This is a genomic window from Zoogloea sp. 1C4 (assembly GCF_009469605.1).
Classification (GTDB): Bacteria; Pseudomonadota; Gammaproteobacteria; order Burkholderiales; family Rhodocyclaceae; genus Zoogloea; species Zoogloea oryzae.
This window is the reverse complement of the sequence record NZ_SSXU01000089.1, coordinates 1-1,673: the sequence shown is the minus strand read 5'-3', so window position 1 is coordinate 1,673 and position 1,673 is coordinate 1. Positions and strand designations below refer to the sequence as shown.

The following is a 1,673-nucleotide window of genomic DNA, read 5'->3' as shown; positions in this document are numbered from 1 at the left end:
TTACATCTATATCCTATGTTTCCCACCAAATAGCTTCTAAATTATTCATCTTGTTCAATATCTTTTGTATTAATACTAATTGCTTTACCATGATGAAATCCCCAATCTAAGAATACTGTATTACAAAGTACATGATCTATATGAGGTAGTCCACTTTCAGGATCTATTAATTCTCCTTTATCTATAGCAGTAAGATGTCTTAGTAATGCTGCTTTATATCTTTTCCAAAAATCTGGAAGGTTTTGCCAACTGTTATCTGAGTATTTCTGAGCTCCGTAAGTAAGTACCTTACCAATATTCTCAACTACATCTAATGGAATCAGATCCATTCTTACTTTACCACAATCATATTTCTTACCATCATTCTCCATCTTCAATATACTTATTAGTTAAACAATTGTACAATCCTTTTATCTGTAGCTGTCTAGTTTCAATGCTGTCTGTATCTTTCAACTTAGCTAAACCTTCTAGAATATCATCCATGAATTCATTGTATGTTAAGGAATAGTTATTGATCTTCTTATCTGCAACTTCCATTAACTCTTTTAACTCTTCACTGATCTTAGATCCAAATTGTTTAACGTTGTTTTTCTCAAATTCCCATAGAGCTAATGAATCTTCTTTACTCTGTCTTTCCATATTCTTTCATTACTTTAATAAAACATCCAGCAGCCCAGCCAACTAAATACGCATACCCTTCGTTACCACCACCTGAGAATTCTTCTCCATTCATACCTGTAACTTCAAAGTAATAATCAGTTATGTGAACTGATTCGTGTGCTATATGCGTACCATCTAATTCATCAGGTCTATATATTATGCAAATAATACCCATCTCAGAACTACTGTTTAACATAACCGGTCTACATTCTGCAATAACATCTCCGTCATACGCCTTTAACATTTCTTCTTCAGCTTCTTTTCGTATTTTATCGAAACCTGGTAATAAGTTGTATATAGTGAATTTCTTTAATATTGTGTATACATCTTCTTCCTTTTCTATTATAGCTATCCAAAATGTTCTAGGATATATATTATCAAACTTTCTTAGTATCATATTCTTAATAGTCTACTGTCATTAATTGCTATATACATCTGTATATTGTTAAGTAATACAGGATCAAAGTAAATAGAATCTAACCAGTGAATCTTATAATTAGGTGTTAAGCATTCTTCAATAAACTGTCTCATTTTGTTTCTTTATATCTCTTTTTTAATTTAAGTTTAAATAAGTAAGCAAACATAATATCTTTAGTATCTTCATCATTTGACATTACTTCTTTAGCAAACTTAAATGGACTATTGCATATTACTTCTATAACAGGATAAGGTAAATTATATTTGTTTGCCAGACTTGAGTAAATTGATATCTTTTTTTGCTGTTGCATTTATATAATATTCACTAGTTTCTAACTCTGTTAAAGATTCTCTGATAGTATTAGGTCTAATAGAATTTATTATTACTACAATATCAGATTCATCTAAATCGCGATTTCTATATAATATATCAGATAACTTTTTAATTTCTTTGTTAGAGTAAGGTTTCTTCGGAACGAAAGAAGTTAATTTTAAATTAGAACGTAAGTTAAAAAGATGTCTAAAATATCGTACTAACCTATTACTTCTATTCTCTACATGTACTATATGCCCATTGTCAAAGATCATATAGAAAT

Annotated in this window: 4 protein-coding genes; all 4 read right to left on the bottom strand. The window is 29.5% G+C overall.

Annotated features, from left to right (window positions below):
• Window positions 1-41: 41 nt before the first annotated feature.
• The gene (locus tag GH681_RS22960; protein WP_194270476.1) at window positions 42-371 is read right to left on the bottom strand and encodes a dATP/dGTP diphosphohydrolase domain-containing protein; all 330 of its coding nucleotides are present in this window, start codon (window positions 369-371) and stop codon (window positions 42-44) included.
• Window positions 361-639 carry a hypothetical protein gene (locus GH681_RS22955; RefSeq protein WP_153163817.1) on the bottom strand — a complete coding sequence of 93 codons (279 nt, stop codon included), beginning with the start codon at window positions 637-639 and terminating at the stop codon, window positions 361-363. Before GH681_RS22955 ends, GH681_RS22960 begins: the two co-directional genes overlap by 11 nt.
• Window positions 623-1,057: a hypothetical protein gene (locus tag GH681_RS22950; RefSeq protein ID WP_153163816.1), complete on the bottom strand. Its 435-nt coding sequence runs from the start codon at window positions 1,055-1,057 to the stop codon at window positions 623-625. Before GH681_RS22950 ends, GH681_RS22955 begins: the two co-directional genes overlap by 17 nt.
• Before the next feature lie 278 nt (window positions 1,058-1,335).
• Window positions 1,336-1,673, bottom strand: a 338-nt coding sequence (locus tag GH681_RS23870) for a hypothetical protein (protein WP_228112057.1), incomplete at its 5' end; no start/stop codon positions are given.

What these genes read in the sequence shown, in the direction of transcription:
- GH681_RS22955 (WP_153163817.1), bottom strand. Translation starts at nt 639, where the DNA reads ATGGAAAGACAGAGTAAAGAAGATTCATTAGCTCTATGGGAATTTGAG.
- GH681_RS22950 (WP_153163816.1), bottom strand. Translation starts at nt 1,057, where the DNA reads ATGATACTAAGAAAGTTTGATAATATATATCCTAGAACATTTTGGATA.
- GH681_RS22960 (WP_194270476.1), bottom strand. Translation starts at nt 371, where the DNA reads ATGGAGAATGATGGTAAGAAATATGATTGTGGTAAAGTAAGAATGGAT.